Consider the following 20,965-nt stretch of genomic DNA (forward strand, 5'->3'; position numbering starts at 1 on the left):
AAATATCCTTTATAAAATTAGTTTTTCTTTGCAATATGTGTAGTTGGGCAAACGAAATTAATATATCTTTTAGCATCTGGATGTTGATCAAACTCCTCTTTCAAAATGGCAAGGTTATGCAGATCACACCATTCTCCTGCTTTGAAAATTGCCTCTTTTTGGACCCCTTCATTTCTCCAATGGCATTTATCAATGTAAAGTGTAAGACTGGGTTTATTAGTACTTAAAATTTCAGCGTATAAACGTCTTAGACCTACTGAATAAAAAGCCCAAGCCATCATCAACATTAGGGACTCAGTGCCGTATCCTTTATTATTTTCTTGAGACATAATTTTTATGCCTGATTCCGCTGACCTATTTTGCCAGTTAATATTCCACAATCCTGTCATACCGATATGTTTCTGTGATTCATTATCTTTGATGATAAATCTGTAATCTTTTTGAGTGCTAGGTAAAGATTTAATGAAACTCTCCTGAGAATGTAAAGAAACAGGAAAAGACCAACCAACAGTATTATTAGTGATTAACGGGTCGTTCATTAATTGCTGTAATAATTTACTATCCTCAATTTCAATAGGTTTTAGTGATATTTTTTTACCTATTAACATATTTGTTCTCCTAAAAAATTATTTTCGGTACAAAGGAAAAAATTGCGTAACATCTTTAATATTTAATTCAGAAAATCCTTTTTCACAGCATAACTTTTGGTAAATATCATTATTTATAATAATTCTTTGGCTCCTGAATAAATGTTCGTTGGAACTAAATCCTTTTTTATATTCATATAAGGAATCTTTTTTAGCTCCTAAACCACCACCAAAATGGAGCACTTTATAGTGGTTTTTGCGTCCCCAACTCCTTGCTTCATGAGTAATTAATTTGGATGGCTGTAGGTAGCGATAATCATCTAATGTTCCTCCCAAATGATGCTGCATAATTCCTGTTTTTTCACATAATGTGTAAATTGATGATGCTATTGGCTTGTTAGAGCTATTAAATGCAGTGATTAAGATGATATTTTTTTCTAATAAATTAGCTAAACTAAAATAATACGCTTTATTGAAGAAATAAAAATCTGATGCACCTAATGTGCGCATTGTTTCTTCGTAGATATCATAAAAAATCTCAATATTTTCTTTAGTCAATTTTTCTATTTTGATTGTACAACCTTCATTTAATGCTCTTTTAATTCCTCTACGGTGTCTAACTTGTGTTTCAGACCAATGCTCTTCTTCTGTTTTTGTTAAGTCAGATGACAGTGTTGGGCCATGTTCTATAATATGTCCAACTTGAGACTGCCAGTTTTTATTTAGGATTGGATGTAAACGAATAAACCAAGAAACACAGTTTTGTGATTTTAAATAATTTATAGTTTCATTGAGCATATAATTGATTTCATCTTCTGTGAGATTATCCGAGTGTAGAACACCGCTATACCCATAAGTGGATGTAATATCCCAATAGATATCATCAATTTTCCGGATAATGAGTGGAAATAATAATTTCTTATCATCCATTGATATAATTAATCCCTTAGCCTCACCTTTATCAATTAATTCTGATGATTTAATCCAGCCAGACATATGGTAAATATCAAAATCGAATTGATTGATATAATCATCCCATTCCGTATTAATCTCGAATAATTCACAAATTACAGGGCTCTTCATATTATTTCTCCTTCATTTTGCCTGAAAATTTTGGCATTGAATGTCCTGAAGTATCGTTAATGTCTTGTCGAAAAAATACTACTTTCAAGGTCTTAAGAATAATTTTGATATCTAAGCAAAGTGACTGGTTTTCTACATACCACACATCTAATTTGAATTTTTCTTCCCAACTAATAGCATTACGTCCATTCACCTGTGCATAACCAGTAATACCAGGGCGTACATCATGGCGTCGCGCTTGTTCTTCGGAATATAAAGGTAAATATTCCATTAATAGCGGTCTAGGACCGACTAAGCTCATATCACCTTTCAATACATTTAATAATTCAGGTAATTCATCTAGACTAGTTGAACGCAATTTCAAGCCAAAAGGCGTGAGACGATCTGTGTCAGGCAACAATTCACCTGATTGATCACGAGAACTTTTCATCGTTCTGAATTTAATCATTTCAAATGGTTTACCATGTAAGCCAGGCCTTACTTGGCGAAATAGCACTGGTGAGCCTAAATTTTTCTTCACTTTATAGGCGATTATTAAAAATAAAGGGCTGAGTAAAACTAAAGCTATTGCTGAAATCACGATGTCAATAAAACGCTTTAACATTTTCATTTGTCCTAAATATCTTGGTTATTAGTAGCTTATTTCCGAGAGACGTTTTTAAATACAGAAATAAATTTTTCGACACCTTTATTTAGAGATAACTCTTGGAAATAAAAAGCTTGTCCATTTTTACCTAATTTGTCTTGTTCAACTTTCGGTAGTTGGTAAATTTTTAAAATCGCTTCTGCGATATTTGTGGCATTTTCTGAAATAGCAATCTCACCACATTGTGCTTTTATAACTAAATCAGCTGCATCCCCCGGCACACTCATAATAATAGGTTTACCAATAGCCATATAAGCTTGTGTTTTTGACGGTACAGTAATCTCAAATAATTTGTCTTGTTTTAAATGTACTAACAATGCAGAGGCCTGCTCCAAAATATTACCTACTTGAGACATTGGAACGCGAGGAATAAAGGTAATATTCTCTAAATTCTCATTGATTTTGCGTTGTTTTAGGCGTTCTGTTTCAGTGCCAGAGCCTACAAAAACAAATTGAATATCAGTATAGTTTCTTATGTTAGATGCGACTTCAAAAATTGTATCTAACATTTGTGCTTTCCCCATATTGCCAGCAAACACAACATTAAATTTGTGTTTATCTAACTGAATTAGTGAATTAGGATCTTTATTTGAAAGTTCTGATTCATTACACCAGTTATAAATAATGCTGATTTTATTTTCAGGAACAGATTTACTGAGTAATCTTTGCTTAAAGCCTGGACTTAAAACCACGATATGATCGACAAATTTATAAACAAACAGGCAAACATAATCGACAATCTTTAAGATTCGATCATTGGTTAACATTCCCGTGGCTTTTAATGTGTCAGGCCATAAATCTTGAATATCGTAAACAATCGGCGTTCTTCTAAATAGTTTAATGAACACAGCCGCAATGCCTGTTGTTAGTGGTGGGTGATAGGCATAAATAACATCCACTTTTTTAGTAAAGAAGATCCCAAAGAGCATTGCCATCAATGCAAAGCTGACATAATTAAAAATACGTCTAATTGCCGAGCTATCGTGACTTGGATATAACGGCACTCTTAAAACATTGATCCCATCAATATCTTCTTTTTGAAACAATTTGATTTTGTATCCCTCATAGACTTTCCCTCCCGGATAATTCGGAAATCCGGTCAACACTTGTACTTCGTGTCCTTGAGCTTTTAGCTCTTTTGCAAAAGCCAAGCCTTTGATAGTAGGTTCTGGATCAAACCATTGTGTTAATAAAAGTATTTTCATTCGTATTTTTTCCAAATCACTCGGTTTACATAATCCGTATAACTTAAAATAATGCGTACAATTTTTTCGCTAACATTTGGCATACTATAATCTTCAACCAAACGTAGTGTTCGTTCTTGCCCTCGAGATTGGCTTTGTAAAATGGATAGTCCTTGTAAAACACGTTCAGCTGTTAAACCTACCATCATGACGGCTGCTTCTTCCATTCCTTCCGGTCTTTCGTGTGCTTGTCTTAAATTTAAGGCAGGGAAATTTAAAATAGAGGATTCTTCATTAATTGTTCCACTATCTGATAGTGTGGCTTTAGCAGATAACTGCAGTTTGTTGTAGTCTAAAAAGCCGAGTGGTTTCAGTAATTGGATCAAGGGATGGAATGTAATGTTTAATTCCTCAATACGTTTACGCGTTCTTGGGTGCGTTGAAACAATCACTGGAAATTGATAAGCACTAGCAATTTCATTCAACATATTTACCAAATCACGGAAATTGTGATCAGAATTAATGTTTTCTTCACGATGAGCACTAACCACAAAATACTGTGATTCTGTAAGGTTAAGTTTTTCCAAAATAGTTGATGCTTGAATACCGTCGCGATAATGATTAAGCACTTCGAACATCGGGCTACCTGTTTTTATTACAAGATCAGGACTTAATCCTTCTGCGAGCAAGTAATCACGAGCAATACTACTGTACGTCAAATTAATATCGGCAGTGTGATCAACTATGCGTCGATTAATCTCTTCAGGGACTCGCATGTCAAAACAACGGTTTCCTGCTTCCATATGGAAAGTCGGAATTTTGCGACGTTTGGCTGGTAATACAGCTAGACAGCTATTAGTATCCCCCAACACGAGCAAGGCTTCAGGCTGAACTTTTTCTAGTAATTTATCGACAGCGATAATAACGTTACCAATTGTTTCTGAGCTTGTTTTTCCTGCCGCATTGAGGAAGTGATCTGGTTTACGAATACCTAAATCACTGAAAAAAACTTCATTGAGTTCATAATCGTAGTTTTGACCAGTATGAACTAAAATATGTTCGAAATGCTTATCACAAGCCGCAATGACACGAGATAAACGTATTATTTCAGGGCGTGTTCCAACGACAGTCATTAATTTTAATTTTTTCATTCTTTATCCCCATTAATCCGAGAGTGGCATTGCATAAGTATCGGGTTTTTCTCTATCAAAAATCTCATTTGCCCATAGCATTACAAACATTTCATCATCACCGATATTGGTAATATCGTGAGACCAACCTGGTACTGTTTCGACAATAGTTGGATGTTCACCATCTGTTTCTAATTGATATGTTTCTCCAGTCACAACGTGTTTAAACTTGAATAATGCTTTCCCTTTAATAACTAAAAATTTTTCCGTTTTAGTATGGTGGTAATGTCCACCGCGAGTAATACCTGGATGTGCAGAAAAATAAGAAAATTGCCCCGCACTTTGTGTTTTCAGCATCTCAACAAAGACACCTCTCGCATCACCGTATTTGGGTACATCGTAAGTAAATTGCTCTGGAGGCAAGAAACTGAGGTAAGTAGAATATAAAGCACGAACTAACCCGGTCCCTACATTCTCTGTAATGAGTGTATTGCGTGAATTTTTGAATGTTTTGAGTTGTTCATATAAGCCAGCAACAGTGATCTTATATTCTGGTTGAATATAAAATGGCGCTGGTGATGGTTGATATTGCCTTTGGATAATTTGCCAGAATGTATCCACTACATCATCTACATACACTAAACGGATTTCAGCATCTGCTTGGTGAATTTCCACCGGTAGGTCATGAATAACATTGTGGCAAAATGTGGCAACTGCTGAGTTGTAATTCGGTTTTGACCATTTACCAAAAACGTTCGCTAAACGGCAGATATAAACAGGATTGCCGTTTTCTTTTTGTAATTTTTCGACCGCACTTTCTCCTGCTAATTTGCTTTGTCCATAAGTTGTCAATGTTTCACGTTCTACTTGAATGGAAGAAGACAAAATAAGCGGCGTGCGCTTTTTAGCATTAACTAATATTTGGCAAATTCTCTCTGTTAACGTCACATTGGTATCGATAAACTCTTGTTCTACAAGAGGACGATTTGCTCCTGCTAAATGAATAATCCAATTGGCATTTGTAACTGCTTGAATTAAATCATTATCAGTGGATTGTCTGTGATATGGCAAAATCTGAATATCGGATTTTTCAGATAAAAACTGAATCAGATTTTGGGCAATGAAGCCATTTGAACCAGTAACGAGAATCTTCATAGTTATACCTCAGGTGAAATATATTCACCCTCAATCATTTTGCGAATAAATTCGAGTTTGAGCAGTAATTGCTTCATTTCTTCTAAATTTAAACGATAGGTATTGTGTGAGTTGTAATCCGTTACTTCTGAAATTTTAGGCTCACCTTTTTCAACATATTTGCTGTAATTTAAGCTACGTTGATCAGCAGGAATACGAAAATAATTGCCTTGATCGATTGCTTTAACCATTTCTTCACGACTTAATAATGCTTCAAAGGCTTTTTCACCGTGGCGAGTACCAATAATTGAGATAGGGTGGTTTGGTACTGATAAGAGTTCGGTAATTGCTTGAGCGAGAATACCAATTGTTGCAGCAGGGGCTTTTTGTACAAAAACATCACCATTTTGACCGTTTTCAAAGGCGTATAGTACTAAATCAACAGCATCTTCCAATGTCATCATAAAACGTGTCATTTCTGGATCAGTGATTGTAAATGGCTGACCTTGACGAATTTGATCAACAAACAAAGGAATAACTGAACCACGCGACGCCATCACATTTCCATAGCGAGTGCAGCAGATTGTTGTGGTGGTTTCATCTAAGTTACGAGATTTAGCAATAATGACTTTTTCCATCATTGCTTTTGAAATTCCCATTGCGTTGATTGGGTAAACTGCTTTATCTGTACTTAAGCAAACAACACGTTTGACCTTATTTTGGATAGCCGCTTCAAGGACATTTTCTGTCCCTAAAATATTGGTTTTAACTGCTTCTAAAGGGTAAAACTCACAAGAAGGAACTTGTTTTAATGCCGCAGCGTGGTAAATATAATCGACACCACGAGTTGCATTTAAAATGCTATCGTAGTCTCTAACATCACCGATATAAAACTTGAGCTTTGAGGAATTATATTTCTTCCGCATATCGTCTTGTTTTTTTTCATCACGCGAGAAAATACGAATTTCTTTAATATCAGTTTCTAGGAAACGTTTTAATACAGCATTTCCAAAAGAACCTGTTCCGCCAGTAATTAAAAGGATTTTATCTTTGAACATAATGGTAGTCTCAAGTATTGCATTTATAATAAATCTAAAAACATATTTCTATTTGCATTTAATTCTTCTTGATTGTTAATCACAGAACTTGCAAATGCGATACATCTTTTTTTCATTAAATAACGTTGTTCGTTATCTAATTGGTAATATTTATTTATCGCGTCAATAAATAGATCTTTATCTTCCAGTGGAAGATCCCAGCCTATTCCTTTATTTTCAAGATCTCTCCAAGGCGTGTTATTGCTCAATAATATTGGGGTTCCAGCTGAGAGTGCCTCAATAAAAACATGTCCATAGTTTTCACTCTGAGTTGGAACAAAAAATAAATCATATTGCGCAATTGTTTTTTGTACTTTTTCATTTTCTACTAAGCCGTAATATTCGATATGAATATTGCTTGGTAGTTTTTTTACAAACTCTAAACAACTATCCCAATATTGCTTGTCTTCTAATGGACCATATATACCTAAAAAAACAGGAAATTCTATTTTTGTTAATATTTCTAATGCATATCGAAGATTTTTTATTTTTGCAATTCTGGAAAGAAAGCAGATTCTTAGTTCTTTATTATTTTTTTCTTCTTTAATCTCACAATCTATTTCTTTCAAATTAGCAAGGTCACTTGCCACAATAATATTTTTATATGGAATCTTATGTATTGATAAAAATTGCAAGATATCTTTTTTCTCTTCTTCAGATGAACCCTGCCAAGTAATATTTTGTGAATGTAATCCAATTCTTTTTGCAATAGAGATAAAGAGTTTTTTCTTCATACTTTTTATCTTTAATGCTGCTGGAAAAAGCTCACCTCTTGGCGCTAAAATAATAGGCTTTTTCTGGATTTTATTTGTTTTCATCCATAAAAGTGGTTTAATAGAAAAATCAGAATTAAAAAAGCTATTAATATAAAGAAGATCATAATCTAGCTTATTTATTACTCGGTGCAGCTGACTTCTATCAGATGAATAATAAATATTAACATTTTCTAATTTTATCCATTTATCTAATTCAATATCTGGATAAGGCGCAATATCATTCAGATCGCGATCAGAGGTAATGATAAAAAAATCAAATTCATTGCTTAATCTCGAAACTAAGTTTTGTATAGTCCTAATTGGTCCACCACCTTTTACACCGGGAAGATAGATCCCAATTAAAATTAGAATTCTAGGTTTATTATTCATATTCATGGTGTTTTTTCCAAGGTGGTGCTTCTTTGTAATCAGTAAATAAAATAGTAAATAAATACTCAGCCCCGGCTTTAGCAGTAAGGCTTTGAGCCCATGTTTTTAACTTTTTACGATTTTCAATACTTACTTTTCCTAAAGAAAATTGTTTGTCTAAAAGATGATAAAATTCTTGTTTGAGTGTTTTTTTAAATACTCCACCATTTTTACTGCATATAACGGTTTCTGCAGAACCACAAGCATCACTACAAATAACTGGAGTACCTTCTATAAGAGCCTCTGTTGTGACAGCCCCCCAACCGTCATGCAGGCTTGGAAGCACCAGGCAGTCTGCATTAGACATATATTCCCTAACCTGTTCAATAGGAATATTGCCAAAAAAGTTTGTTTCAATTTTTGTAGTATTCATAATTTTTTGAACTTTATTTTTTAATGGACCATCACCGATAAACCATAATTTGATTTTTTCTTGTTTTTCTCTCGGTAACTGACTTAATTTTTCAGCGAGAAGATCTGGTCGTTTTATTTTTCTTATTGTTCCAACGTAAATGAATACAAATTTATCTTCTGAATTTGGTACTTTTTTTATGATAGGTAATTTACTTCCCAATAAAAAATAAGCAAAAGGATAAATTTTATTACTATCAATATTGCTGACACGCATAATCCAGTCTTTGGTTGTATGCCCAATAGCTAAAATACCATTGATATTTTTTGTGTATTTATGAAATAGCTGCTTATAAATATATGGTTTAATAAATTGAGCCAATCCAATCAGAGCAACTGTTTCCATAATGATCCAAAATTTTTTATCCTTTGATTTAAAATATTCCATTAAATTAGATATATAGCCATTTCCTCTAATACCTTGGAGTATATGAATGGCATTTTCATTACTTAATGAAAGTAAATCTAAAAAAGGTTTTTCCCCTAGAATATGGATATTAATATTCAATGTTTCAGGTATGTGCTGGTTCCAGCCTAATTTAGCTCGTTCATCGCACATGATCTCATCGACGACATAATGAACTTCCACTCCTAATTTAGCTAATTCTAAAGCCACATTAACAATGTGTGGGCTTAAAATTAATTGCCAAAACCAAACTTGTTTTTTCATGATTTACCTATTTTTTGTTGAGTAACTTATACTTCTTGTAAAGAAGATCAACATTAACATTCCCATTCCACCAACTGAAAAGAACATGTTCTCACCTAGATTTAAGCAGAATACACATAATGCAATTGCTAATTTTTGTACATCAGATTTTGCTGCTTGTCTAAAGGAATATAAGAACCAGCAGAATACAAATGTTCCAATAACGAACCCGAGTTCTTCAATAATTGCGACTGGCAAAACTCCTTTTTCGATAACCGCACTTATTGGAAGATTAAAAATAGGATCTCTCACTACATCTAGATGGTTTGGATCTGAGGCAACGCCAAATCCAATACCTAGTAGTGGGTGCTCTGAAATATTACGTATCATATCTTGTACAAGGGCACCACGAGATGCATCAGCAAGATCAACCAATGTGCTTGAATGCGTTCTTTTAAAAATATAGCCTTCAAGGCTATCAATATATAAGGGGTAAGTCGCACCTATAATTGCAATAACAGCAAATAACCAAAGGAAAAAATATTTATTTTTAAAAATAGGGTTTGCATCAAAGAAATTTTGTCCTGTAAAGATTGGTCTTAAAATGATAGAAATTGTTAAAGCAAGGAATAGTGCTAATCCAGCAGTTCTTGCTTCAGATAAAATAATCATTACGACACAAGCTATGAACCATAACAATGTAGATATATTTAATTTTCTACTGGAAAGAATTTCTCCAATCATAATTGTTCCCAATAATGCCATTGTTGGTCCGAAGGCTTGAGGATGGTTCAATAAACCCTGAAATCCGGTTCCATTTTTAGCAAAGCCAATCTCAGGGATGAGCAAAAATGGAAGGCTAGTTAACATCACTATTTTTAAAAGAGAAATCAGCAAGGAGTAGGTTTGCTCTTTTGCCTCTTGGTTCATGAATATCCATGTACTCAATAAGGTAAAAGTAGAAATAGCCCAAGATAATAGTTTTAAAATTGAAATTGCCACTTCATAGCTCACGATGATACTGTGTATAAAAATACTAATATTTAATAAGAAAAACCAGATAAAATACTTCTGTATGTGTATCTTCTTATTCCATAGGATATAAAGAGTAACATGTGTAAATCCGAATAAAATAATGATATAACGCAGTAATGAAGCATAATTTCCTTCAGGACCGATAACAGGATTAAATAAGGTAAATAGCCAAGAAAGTAAATAGGCGAAAATAAGGCATTTACCACCATATAATGCGAATAGGGCTAATGCTAAAAAGCTTATATCTGCACCTGTTGTACTGCTAATTCTAAGAAAAAGTAGTGCAATAAATGATATAAATAAGAATTTATTACCTTGAATTGATGCTTTCATAATTTTATTTATCTCAATCACTAGGCTTTCTTACTTTAGCAAAACCTAGAGATATCCTTTTTTTATACATGTAAATAAACTCAATAAGTTATATATTAATGCGCTTAATCCTTGAGCATATAATACTCCCCAGAAACCATAGAATTCCATCATTGGGAAGAGCAAAACAAGTAAAGAAATAAACCACATTAATGTGATAAGAAACCACACTTTAGTATTCATCTTAACGATAATAATATTTGCCAATACATTTATTGGTGCGTAAACAATGGCAAGAAAAAAGAAAAAAGAAATAACATTAGAATATGCAAGATATTCATCACCATACCAATTGGTAAGATAAGGTGAAAATAAAAAACCTAAAATAAAAATGATGAATGCAATACTTAATGTGAATAATAAAGTTATTCTAATTTCTTTTTTTGACTCTATGCCCTTTTTATATTCTTTTACTAGTCTGGGTAATATTACTCTTGATACCATTCCAGGGATAAACATGGCCAAAGCAAACCATTGTAATCCGATGCTATAGACAGAAAAATGTAACACATTAAATGTATCTATTATTATTTTCCCTATCAGCCAAGGTGCGGTGGCGGCAAGAATAGATACGATAGACATTACACCACAAAAAGACATAATTTCTTTTATTGCTTTTCCCCTAAGCTTGAAATTTGAAAGTTCAGTAAATAGAAACGTATTATTTTTAACAATATGTGTTTGTATGAAAATAGAAAATATTACAGAAAATATATATGTATATATTTGTATTGATATTTCATTCATTGAAATTGTTAAAAATGCGCCTGACAATATAATTAAAGAATTTAGTATTGAAAGAAAAAATAGGTCTTTATATTTTTCTATTCCCATAATTGCCCCTGTGGGAACAATGTTTATTACTAAAAATAAAACTGTTATGGTTATTAGTGTTTTATAAAAAGTCGTAGTATCCCAGATTTTATCAATAAAAATAAAAGTTAGTACTGAGGATAAAATAGCTAGAATAATTGCAATGCTATATAAATTACCTAATATAATATTATTTTGGTTTTCTTTTTTTTCAGCAAAGAACCTTGATGCAGCAACTTCTAAGCCCATGGAGCTATAGTTCATGATTGTCATTGAAGTCATCATAAAAAAGTTATACATTGCAAAATCTTCAACTGCTAAATTTCTAGCTAATAACATACCAGATAATAGCAATACACCCCTAGATAAAATATGGCTTCCCATGGACCAAATAATATTTAAAAAAAACTTTTTATTTATCATAAGAGTGATTTCATTAATTATAGTTTATATAATGTTGTATGAGTATAGATATTTTCTGAATTTATATATTTTTAATATTATGTTAAAAATTTAATATTTAATCTCTTTAAAATATTTGATCTCATATTGTTTAATGAAATACATAAATTGTCATAGAGATCTATAATTAGAGGCAGATGTTTGTTTCTATCTGTTTTATAAAAATAGTTATAGGCTTTTTAGTTAGTAATGGGGTAAATGAGTTCCACAAATCGATAATTTGAAATATTAATTTATTGATATACATAGTTCATTCTTCAAAATAAATATAAATGATAAAAATTAGTATCAGCTACATTATTTACCTTACATAAGGTGAGATAAAATATATGTAAAGTAAGTATTTAAATCGTTATTTATTGTAAATATCCAATTACAATTATCCATTGAATGATTAAGTGTGGAGTTAAATATAGTACTTCAAATAATTTCTTTATTTATCATGATTAAACTAATCATCAACATATAAAATATACCCATGTACATAATACTCCATATTTTTTATGTGTCTTTATTGGATTTATCACAATTTACTAATTATTAACGTTTTCAATTTATTGAAATAAAAAGCTTATATTTTATAGATTATATGTTTTATGAAAAAAAAGCAAATTGGAACAAGGAGCTAAAAATGGGATGAGTATATTATTTTGAATAAAAAACATTTACTTATAATAAAAAAGCAAAATTGTAAAATAATGAAAATGCTTTATTGATAAATAACGTAAATAGCATTTAATTTTATTTTTAAGTAATTAAATATAATTAATTTTTTATTTTGTATTGATAATGTAATTTATATTATATTTATGTAAATATTAGAATTTTGTGGATTGTTTGTGAGGTTGGATTATAAGATAAGAAAAAGGTAATAGAATAAGGTAATAGAATAAAGATTAAAGCATAATAAAAGAGCTTTAATCCTTATTTAATTAGGGTAATTATTCCCACTCGATCGTTGCTGGTGGCTTACCACTTACGTCATAAACAACACGAGAGATCCCATCGACTTCATTGATAATACGATTTGATATTTTACCTAAAAGATCATAAGGCAGATGTGCCCAATGTGCGGTCATAAAATCGATAGTTTCTACCGCTCTTAAGCTCACAACCCAGTCATATTTACGCCCATCTCCCATTACGCCAACTGATTTTACAGGTAGGAACACAGTGAATGCTTGGCTGATTTTGTAATACCAACCTGAATCATGTAATTCCTCCATAAAGATTGCATCAGCACGACGCACTAAATCACAATATTCTTTTTTAATTTCACCTAATACACGTACACCTAAGCCTGGGCCTGGGAATGGGTGACGATTTAACATTTCTGCTGGTAAACCTAATGCTAAGCCAATTTTACGCACTTCATCTTTGAATAATTCGCGTAGTGGTTCAACTAAACCAAGTTTCATATAATCAGGTAAGCCACCAACATTGTGGTGTGATTTAATCACGTGAGCTTTACCTGTTTTGCTTGCCGCAGATTCGATCACGTCAGGGTAGATTGTACCTTGTGCTAACCATTTCACGCTTGATAGTTTTTTCGATTCATCGTCAAATACATCAACGAATACTTTACCGATGGTTTTGCGTTTTGCTTCTGGTTCATCAATGCCTTTTAATGCATCTAAGAAACGATTTTCAGCGTTAACGTGAATGATGTTTAAGCCGAATTTATCGCCAAACATATCCATCACTTGTTCTGCTTCGTTTAAGCGGAGTAACCCGTTATCGACAAACACGCAGTGTAAGTTTTTACCAATCGCACGGTGTAATAAAAGTGCGGTTACAGAGGAGTCAACACCTCCTGATAAGCCTAAGATCACCTCATCATCGCCAACTTGTGCTTTGATGCGTGCTACGGCATCTTCGATAATATTTTCTGGTGTCCAGTTACGTTCACAACCACAGATATTCACGACGAAGTTGGTTAATAATTCTAAGCCACTTTTCGTGTGTGTCACTTCTGGGTGGAATTGTACGCCGTAAAAACGACGGCTTTCATCAGACATTGCTGCGATTGGGCAAGTTGGCGTTACACCAGTTACTTGGAAGTTTTCAGGTAAGCGAGTGACTTTATCACCGTGGCTCATCCAGACGTCTAATTTTGGTGCCACACTTGTTAAGTCATCATTTAATTTTGCGAATAGTGCATCAGTTACTTTTAAATCCACAGATGCATAACCAAATTCACGATGATCTGAAGTTTCAGTTAAGCCACCTAATTGCATTGCCATTGTTTGCATACCATAGCAAATACCTAACACAGGCACCCCTGCATTGAATACATATTCTGGTGCACGAGGGCTATTTTCTTCCGTAGTACTTTCAGGACCACCAGAAAGAATGATCCCAGTTGGATTAAATTCACGAATATCAGCTTCGCTCACGTCCCACGCCCAAAGTTCGCAGTAAACACCAATTTCACGCACACGACGCGCAATCAGTTGAGTATATTGTGAACCGAAGTCCAAAATTAAAATTTTATGATTGTGAATGTTGTTCATTTAAGTTCTCTTTAAGTGTTATAAATATTTGAAATAAAATCTTCAAAATTATCTGCATATGGTAAAACTAAATAATTTCTTGATGTTATATGTTCAAATAATATACTTTCGATAAATTGCGGAGAAAATTGATATAATTTAGATAACTCATTACAGAGCAATTTTCCTTTTTCTATACTTAGAGGTTGATTAGATTTAAATAATAAGAAAACAGATCCAATACCTATATATTCATATTGATAATATTTTTTTAAATGGCGGATAATCGCATAATTTTCTTTTGGTTGTAAATCACCGATGAAATAGCCATTAGGTTCTGCTGCAAAAGTGTATTCACAAGATTGCACAGGACATAATTTGATTAATATCCGCTTATAAAATAAAGGAAAAGGTTCTTCATTGACTTTTTTTAGATTAGAAAAATTATCAGTAAAATTTAGTTCTGTTTCTATATCAGATAATGAGAGTTCATTTGTATTTAATTCATCTAAAATAAAATGAAAATTTTCTATCTCGTTTAATTCTTCTTCGGGAGAAAAGTTACTCAAGGATGCGTGCATACTGGTATATTTACACTGTTCAATATCTTCAAATAAAAAAAGAGGTAAAGAGTCTGGATATTTTTTTCTCAGAGCATCGTATAAAAGAAACAATGAATGAATATTGCTAACGCCATAGACGTTAGCATATTCAGCTAAATAACTCTCAGTAGGAGTCATCTCTTTTCCAAATTCATCCCAATAAATTTTGGATCTTTCTATTAACATAATTAATTTTTGATGTTAATTCATTATTTTGAAATAAATCTTATTACCCCATTCGATAGTTAGGAGCTTCTTTTGTAATCGTTACATCGTGAACATGGCTCTCTTTCATACCTGCGCCACTGATACGTACGAATTGTGCTTTAGTACGTAATTCTTCGATCGTTGCACAACCTGTTAAGCCCATACAAGAACGTAACCCGCCCATTTGTTGGTGGATAATTTCTTTTAAGAAACCTTTGTAAGGGATACGACCTTCAATACCTTCTGGTACTAATTTGTCAGCGGCATTATCTGATTGGAAATAACGGTCACTTGAGCCTTTGCTCATTGCACCTAATGATCCCATTCCACGATAAGATTTGAATGCACGACCTTGATAAAGCTCAATTTCACCCGGTGCCTCTTCAGTACCTGCAAACATTGAACCGACCATCACACAAGATGCGCCAGCAGCAATTGCTTTTGAAATATCACCTGAAAAACGGATACCACCATCAGCAATAACAGGGATACCACGATCTTTTAAAGCTTCGGCAGCATCAGCAATAGCTGTAATTTGTGGTACACCCACTCCTGTTACGATACGAGTGGTACAGATTGAACCTGGTCCAATCCCCACTTTCACCGCACTTGCCCCTGCATCAGCTAAAGCAATTGCACCTTCAGCAGTTGCGATATTACCTGCAATAATAGGTAGGTTTGGATATTTCGCACGGGTTTCACGCACGCGTTGTAAAACGCCTTCAGAATGACCGTGTGATGAGTCGATTAATAAAACATCGACACCAGCTTTTACTAATGCATCGATACGCTCTTCGTTACCTGGACCCGCACCAACAGCAGCACCAACACGTAAACGACCAAATTCATCTTTACACGCATTCGGTTTTTGTTCGGATTTTTGGTAGTCTTTTAATGTGATCATTCCTTTTAATTTGAAATCATCATTCACAACAAGCACTTTTTCTACGCGATGAGTATGCATTAAACCAAAAATTTCATCACGGCTTGCATTTCTTTTAACTGTGACTAACCTATCTTTTGGGGTCATAAAATCAGCAACTGTTTTGCTTAAGTCTGTCACAAAACGCGTGTCACGACCAGTAATGATACCTACTAAGTTTTTGTTTTCATCAACAACAGGGAAACTTGCAAAACCATTTTTCTTCACAAGGTTGGCAAGCTCAGATAAGGATAGAGTCGGTGATACAGTAACTGGATCTGAAACAATACCACTTTCAAATTTCTTCACTTTACGCACGCGATCTGCTTGGCGCTCAATTGACATATTCTTGTGAATAAAGCCAATACCGCCTTCTTGGGCTAGAGATATTGCTAATTTTGCTTCTGTGACAGTATCCATTGCAGCGGATAACATTGGGATATTTAAGCGAATTGTTTTTGTGAGTTGAGTTGAAAGGTCAGCTGTATTTGGAAGCACTGTGGAATGTGCTGGTACAAGAAGTACATCATCGAAGGTCAAGGCCTCTTTTATTACTCGTAACATTGCAATATTCTCTCTTAGGTTATAGTTTAAATGAAAAAAGGGTAAAAAATATTGCGGTCGCATTATACAGATTTCATTAGGGTTTGAAAACGGGTTTTTAATCGATTTTGCATAAAATAGATGCTTATGGTAAAAAGACAACATTTGATTATAAAAAGAGGGATTTAATGCAACATTTACTCTTATTATTGGCAACCTACTCACAACTTTCTCTCGAAGATTTAACTGCGCTTTTACCTTATTCCAAAGAAGATATCCTGCAGCAAATTGAAGCGCTACGACAGCAAGGGATACAGATAGAAGAAAGTGCGGTTGGTTTTCAGTTAATTCCACAATTAGATAGATTGAATGAGTCCTATTTAACGCGTGAGCTTGCACCTTATAGTGTTCATATTAAACCTATCGTTAATTCAACCAATCAATACTTATTAGATAACATTGCTTATTTAGAAAAAGGTACAATTTGTTTATCTGAATACCAAACTGCTGGGCGTGGGCGACGTGGTAGACAATGGCTATCACCTTTTGCGGGGCAAGTTATTATGAGTTTATATTGGACGTTGGATCGTCAAATTAACTTAGAAGGTTTAAGTCTAGTGGTTGGAATGGCAATTGCTGATACATTAAGAAGAACAGGCGTTAGGAATGTTAAACTAAAATGGCCAAATGATGTATTGCTAAATGGACGCAAGCTTGCAGGAATTTTGGTAGAAATTGCGAATCGTCCAAATAATTTACATAATTTAGTCATTGGATTAGGGATCAATCTTTCATTACCTAAACAACAAAATAATATTACTCAACCTTGGGCAGAATTGATTGAAGTGTTGCCGAATTTTGACCGTAACAAATTGATCGTATCGTTAAGTCAAAATGTACTTGCGCGTTTACAGCAGTTTGAGCAAGTTGGGATTGATAAGAAATTCCGACTAGAATGGGAGGAAATTGATGCTTATTTTGGAGAGGAAGTAAATATATTGAGTGAAAAGCACAAAGTCACAGGTATTGAACAAGGTATTGATGAACGAGGTTATATTCAATTGATTACAAAAGAGGGTGTGCAATATTTTAATGCTGGGGAAGTGTCTCTAAGAAAAGTATAGCTTATTTTATCTCTATAAGTAGAAAGTGCGGTCAAAATTTTAAATTTTTTGACCGCACTTTTTCTCTATTAGCTAGACCACTTTTTGGATAAGAGCGGAAATGTCATTTGGAAATTGCTCTTTTTTCGCCATTTCGGCAATATCTTCTGCAGAATATTGTTTTGCATTATAAACCACAACAATACTTACATCTCCGACTTGTAAAAAATTGCGCTCACCAAATTCTGTATAACGTGTTGCACCAATACTGATCACTGCTTGTTTAGGATAGTTCGCTTTTTCAATTAAGGCAGGAATATCATTCATCGGGCCTAAATCTGGCTGAGTGTTCATTTTATCGATAATCCAATTCAATAATTTATGATGGAAATAGCTATAACCTAATGCAGGGCTATTAATGCCATATTCATTAAATGTCTCATTACGTTTATGAAAGCAAGCAATATAGAATTGATCAATTTCTGAATCTAAATCAAAAGACGTTAATGGTAATAGTGTGGCAGAAAGTCCTTTTGTGTTTGTCCCCCAGTTTTTTTTCTCACTAATTTTTTTGGCATTTGGGCGCCGAATAGAACAGTCATTATAAGCACCAAAAAACCGTGGAATAAGCGCAGTCACTTTTTTATCAGAATATTCAATATCACAAATTAATGCAATTTCAGGTTCAATCTGTAAATTATCAGCGCCTTGTTCAGGAAAGTGAATTTGATTGTGACTAAGCGGAAAAATAGAAAGGAACTGATGTTCAGGATTAAGAGTTTGGCTAGGGACATAGAAAGGGAAAATAGCTTTTGGTTGAATTGCTTCTTCTGTTTTTACTGTAATAAAATCGGCAGCTTCGCCCGCCTGCTCTAAATGGCCTGCGAAATTACCAGCTACACCAAAGCCAATCGCATGTTTAAAATCCATTCTCTGCTCCTTTATATCATCTTAAATGTGAGTTTCGTTTTACTTTAGTATTAAATATAAGCTAAAACAACTGTTTTTGCTTGCTTTATAAACATTTAATAAAAAAACACAAAAAAATTGCAAAAAGGGGTTGCAAAGGGTGATGAAATGCCTATAATACGCAGCACACAACGACGCGACGTTGTAAACGAATTAATAAATACACTCGCGTCGTTGTTTTTTGTTCTTTAACAATATATCAGACAATCTGTGTGGGCACTTGTTGATTGATTTCATTTTGAAAAAATTTAATTATTGAAGTCTTAATAGGTGCTTAAACTGAAAATTCATAAACTTTTGAAGTGAATGTAAACTTTAGCTAAGCAGTTTATTGAGCGATTGAACTTGAATTGAAGAGTTTGATCATGGCTCAGATTGAACGCTGGCGGCAGGCTTAACACATGCAAGTCGAACGGTAGCAGGAAGAAAGCTTGCTTTCTTTGCTGACGAGTGGCGGACGGGTGAGTAATGCTTGGGAATCTGGCTTATGGAGGGGGATAACTGTGGGAAACTGCAGCTAATACCGCGTAGTATCGAGAGATGAAAGGGTGGGACCTTCGGGCCACCTGCCATAAGATGAGCCCAAGTGGGATTAGGTAGTTGGTGGGGTAAAGGCCTACCAAGCCGACGATCTCTAGCTGGTCTGAGAGGATGACCAGCCACACTGGGACTGAGACACGGCCCAGACTCCTACGGGAGGCAGCAGTGGGGAATATTGCGCAATGGGGGGAACCCTGACGCAGCCATGCCGCGTGAATGAAGAAGGCCTTCGGGTTGTAAAGTTCTTTCGGTAATGAGGAAGGGGTATTATTGAATAGATAATATCATTGACGTTAATTACAGAAGAAGCACCGGCTAACTCCGTGCCAGCAGCCGCGGTAATACGGAGGGTGCGAGCGTTAATCGGAATAACTGGGCGTAAAGGGCACGCAGGCGGACTTTTAAGTGAGATGTGAAATCCCCGAGCTTAACTTGGGAACTGCATTTCAGACTGGGAGTCTAGAGTACTTTAGGGAGGGGTAGAATTCCACGTGTAGCGGTGAAATGCGTAGAGATGTGGAGGAATACCGAAGGCGAAGGCAGCCCCTTGGGAATGTACTGACGCTCATGTGCGAAAGCGTGGGGAGCAAACAGGATTAGATACCCTGGTAGTCCACGCTGTAAACGCTGTCGATTTGGGGATTGTGCTTTATGCATGGTGCCCGAAGCTAACGTGATAAATCGACCGCCTGGGGAGTACGGCCGCAAGGTTAAAACTCAAATGAATTGACGGGGGCCCGCACAAGCGGTGGAGCATGTGGTTTAATTCGATGCAACGCGAAGAACCTTACCTACTCTTGACATCCAAAGAAGGCCGTAGAGATATGGCTGTGCCTTCGGGAACTTTGAGACAGGTGCTGCATGGCTGTCGTCAGCTCGTGTTGTGAAATGTTGGGTTAAGTCCCGCAACGAGCGCAACCCTTATCCTTTGTTGCCAGCGATTTGGTCGGGAACTCAAAGGAGACTGCCAGTGACAAACTGGAGGAAGGTGGGGATGACGTCAAGTCATCATGGCCCTTACGAGTAGGGCTACACACGTGCTACAATGGTGCATACAGAGGGCGGCGAGACGGCGACGTTGAGCGAATCTCAGAAAGTGCATCTAAGTCCGGATTGGAGTCTGCAACTCGACTCCATGAAGTCGGAATCGCTAGTAATCGCAAATCAGAATGTTGCGGTGAATACGTTCCCGGGCCTTGTACACACCGCCCGTCACACCATGGGAGTGGGTTGTACCAGAAGTAGATAGCTTAACCTTCGGGAGGGCGTTTACCACGGTATGATTCATGACTGGGGTGAAGTCGTAACAAGGTAACCGTAGGGGAACCTGCGGTTGGATCACCTCCTTAACCGAAAATGGAACGACTGCAAGTGTTCACACAGATTGTTTGATAAGTTGTGTAAAAATAGAGAGAACGAAGTTCATCCTACGGGTCTGTAGCTCAGGTGGTTAGAGCGCACCCCTGATAAGGGTGAGGTCGGTGGTTCAAGTCCACTCAGACCCACCACTCATATGAGTGAGGACGTAGGAGCAATGGTAATGGGGATATAGCTCAGCTGGGAGAGCGCCTGCCTTGCACGCAGGAGGTCAGCGGTTCGATCCCGCTTATCTCCACCAAACATCATTGCTAAGTATTTTTCATTGGTTTATTAAGATGCCAATGATAAAAAGTAAAAAAGTACTTAGCAATGATGAGCGAAAAAATGGCAAAACCATTTTAACTTGTCTTTATTGTTCTTTAAAAAATTGGAAACAAGCTGAAAAACTGAAGAGATTTTCGAAAGAAAGTCTGAGTAGAA

16 protein-coding genes, 2 tRNA genes and 1 rRNA gene are annotated in these 20,965 nt (G+C 35.1%); 4 read left to right on the top strand and 15 right to left on the bottom strand.

The features are described 5' to 3' along the window. Positions 1–17 precede the first annotated feature (17 nt). The 14 genes from CKV78_RS01330 to guaB form a co-directional block, all read right to left on the bottom strand. Complete coding sequence (locus CKV78_RS01330) at positions 18–608, bottom strand: GNAT family N-acetyltransferase (RefSeq protein ID WP_005765514.1); 591 nt, start codon at positions 606–608, stop codon at positions 18–20. Positions 609–626: 18 nt separating this feature from the next. After that, entirely contained in the window at positions 627–1,670 is a 1,044-nt protein-coding gene (locus CKV78_RS01335; protein WP_005765515.1) for a peptidoglycan bridge formation glycyltransferase FemA/FemB family protein, read from the bottom strand. Between the two features lies 1 nt (position 1,671). Continuing rightward, complete coding sequence (locus CKV78_RS01340; RefSeq protein WP_005765517.1) at positions 1,672–2,280, bottom strand: sugar transferase; 609 nt, start codon at positions 2,278–2,280, stop codon at positions 1,672–1,674. Between the two features lie 29 nt (positions 2,281–2,309). After that, on the bottom strand, positions 2,310–3,521 hold the full coding sequence (locus CKV78_RS01345) for a glycosyltransferase family 4 protein (RefSeq protein WP_005765520.1): 1,212 nt from the start codon (positions 3,519–3,521) through the stop codon (positions 2,310–2,312). Next, positions 3,518–4,651: a non-hydrolyzing UDP-N-acetylglucosamine 2-epimerase gene (gene wecB / locus CKV78_RS01350; protein ID WP_005765522.1), complete on the bottom strand. Its 1,134-nt coding sequence runs from the start codon at positions 4,649–4,651 to the stop codon at positions 3,518–3,520. The genes CKV78_RS01345 and wecB overlap by 4 nt, the downstream gene beginning before the upstream one ends. A gap of 12 nt (positions 4,652–4,663) precedes the next feature. Continuing rightward, on the bottom strand, positions 4,664–5,785 hold the full coding sequence (wbjC, locus tag CKV78_RS01355; protein WP_005765524.1) for a UDP-2-acetamido-2,6-beta-L-arabino-hexul-4-ose reductase: 1,122 nt from the start codon (positions 5,783–5,785) through the stop codon (positions 4,664–4,666). 2 nt (positions 5,786–5,787) lie between these two features. Beyond that, complete coding sequence (locus CKV78_RS01360) at positions 5,788–6,822, bottom strand: nucleoside-diphosphate sugar epimerase/dehydratase (protein ID WP_005765526.1); 1,035 nt, start codon at positions 6,820–6,822, stop codon at positions 5,788–5,790. Positions 6,823–6,845: 23 nt separating this feature from the next. After that, complete coding sequence (locus tag CKV78_RS01365; RefSeq protein WP_005765528.1) at positions 6,846–8,012, bottom strand: glycosyltransferase family 4 protein; 1,167 nt, start codon at positions 8,010–8,012, stop codon at positions 6,846–6,848. Then, positions 7,999–9,126: a glycosyltransferase family 4 protein gene (locus CKV78_RS01370; protein WP_005765530.1), complete on the bottom strand. Its 1,128-nt coding sequence runs from the start codon at positions 9,124–9,126 to the stop codon at positions 7,999–8,001. Before CKV78_RS01370 ends, CKV78_RS01365 begins: the two co-directional genes overlap by 14 nt. Positions 9,127–9,129: 3 nt before the next feature. Beyond that, a complete protein-coding gene (locus tag CKV78_RS01375; RefSeq protein ID WP_155811623.1) occupies positions 9,130–10,473 on the bottom strand; it encodes an O-antigen ligase family protein in 1,344 nt (447 codons plus the stop codon). 45 nt (positions 10,474–10,518) lie between these two features. Beyond that, the gene (locus CKV78_RS01380) at positions 10,519–11,748 is read right to left on the bottom strand and encodes an oligosaccharide flippase family protein (protein WP_005765534.1); all 1,230 of its coding nucleotides are present in this window, start codon (positions 11,746–11,748) and stop codon (positions 10,519–10,521) included. 980 nt (positions 11,749–12,728) lie between these two features. Continuing rightward, entirely contained in the window at positions 12,729–14,300 is a 1,572-nt protein-coding gene (gene guaA, locus CKV78_RS01385; protein WP_005765536.1) for a glutamine-hydrolyzing GMP synthase, read from the bottom strand. An 11-nt stretch (positions 14,301–14,311) separates the two neighbouring features. Next, the gene (locus CKV78_RS01390; RefSeq protein ID WP_005765538.1) at positions 14,312–15,067 is read right to left on the bottom strand and encodes a hypothetical protein; all 756 of its coding nucleotides are present in this window, start codon (positions 15,065–15,067) and stop codon (positions 14,312–14,314) included. 43 nt (positions 15,068–15,110) lie between these two features. Beyond that, entirely contained in the window at positions 15,111–16,574 is a 1,464-nt protein-coding gene (gene guaB, locus CKV78_RS01395) for an IMP dehydrogenase (protein ID WP_032855697.1), read from the bottom strand. Positions 16,575–16,741: 167 nt separating this feature from the next. Between guaB and birA the strand changes: the two genes are divergently transcribed. Next, positions 16,742–17,677: a bifunctional biotin--[acetyl-CoA-carboxylase] ligase/biotin operon repressor BirA gene (gene birA, locus CKV78_RS01400; RefSeq protein WP_032855698.1), complete on the top strand. Its 936-nt coding sequence runs from the start codon at positions 16,742–16,744 to the stop codon at positions 17,675–17,677. 72 nt (positions 17,678–17,749) lie between these two features. Here birA and CKV78_RS01405 read toward each other — a convergent pair whose 3' ends face one another. Beyond that, positions 17,750–18,586, bottom strand: coding sequence for a DUF5718 family protein (locus CKV78_RS01405; protein WP_005765545.1), 837 nt, complete (start codon positions 18,584–18,586; stop codon positions 17,750–17,752). Positions 18,587–18,972: 386 nt separating this feature from the next. Here CKV78_RS01405 and CKV78_RS01410 point away from each other — a divergent pair. The 3 genes from CKV78_RS01410 to CKV78_RS01420 all read left to right on the top strand — a co-directional run bounded on the left by CKV78_RS01410 (position 18,973) and on the right by CKV78_RS01420 (position 20,783). Continuing rightward, positions 18,973–20,514: ribosomal RNA gene (locus tag CKV78_RS01410) — 16S ribosomal RNA — on the top strand. A gap of 82 nt (positions 20,515–20,596) precedes the next feature. Continuing rightward, a tRNA-Ile gene (locus tag CKV78_RS01415) sits at positions 20,597–20,673 on the top strand. A 34-nt stretch (positions 20,674–20,707) separates the two neighbouring features. Further along, a tRNA-Ala gene (locus tag CKV78_RS01420) sits at positions 20,708–20,783 on the top strand. Positions 20,784–20,965 lie beyond the last annotated feature (182 nt).

Source organism: Pasteurella dagmatis, from assembly GCF_900186835.1.
Taxonomy (GTDB): domain Bacteria; phylum Pseudomonadota; class Gammaproteobacteria; order Enterobacterales; family Pasteurellaceae; genus Pasteurella; species Pasteurella dagmatis.